The organism is Roseateles chitinivorans, assembly GCF_002761755.1.
Classification (GTDB): Bacteria; Pseudomonadota; Gammaproteobacteria; order Burkholderiales; family Burkholderiaceae_C; genus Roseateles; species Roseateles chitinivorans.
This window is the reverse complement of sequence record NZ_PEOG01000182.1, coordinates 1-499: the sequence shown is the minus strand read 5'-3', so window position 1 is coordinate 499 and position 499 is coordinate 1. Positions and strand designations below refer to the sequence as shown.

The 499-nt window shown below is 68.5% G+C and carries 1 protein-coding gene; it reads left to right on the top strand.

Going from position 1 to position 499, the window contains the following annotated elements:
* Nucleotides 1–499, top strand: a 499-nt coding sequence (locus tag CS062_RS25280; RefSeq protein ID WP_199174376.1) for a DUF2220 domain-containing protein, incomplete at both ends; no start/stop codon positions are given.

Here is a 499-nt window from a genome sequence, read left to right as displayed (position 1 = left end):
CTTCGCGTGCTCGACGCGCAGCGATCGCTGCTGGGGACCGGCGGGGCAGAAGATGTCACGGTCGACCACGACACCTTCGCCCGGCTCGCGCCCGCCGTCTCGCGCGTCTTCATCACGGAGAACGAGGTCAACTTCCTCGCCTTTCCACCGCTGGCCGATGCGATGGTCGTCTTCGGTGCCGGCTACGGCGTCGACACGCTGGCCGCGGCCCGGTGGCTGCACGCGCGCACGATCCACTACTGGGGCGACATCGACACCCACGGCTTCGCGATCCTGGATCAACTGCGCGGGCACTTCCCGCATGTCGAGTCGTTCCTGATGGACCGGGCCACGCTGCTCGCCCATCGGGAGCAATGGACCGACGAGCCGCAGCCCGTGCTGCGCGAACTGCTGCAACTCGCTCCATCGGAGCGCGAGTTGTTCGACGACCTGCGCTGGAAGCGACTGGGGAGCGGGCACGTGCGGCTGGAGCAGGAGCGGATCGGCTTCGGACGCGTTC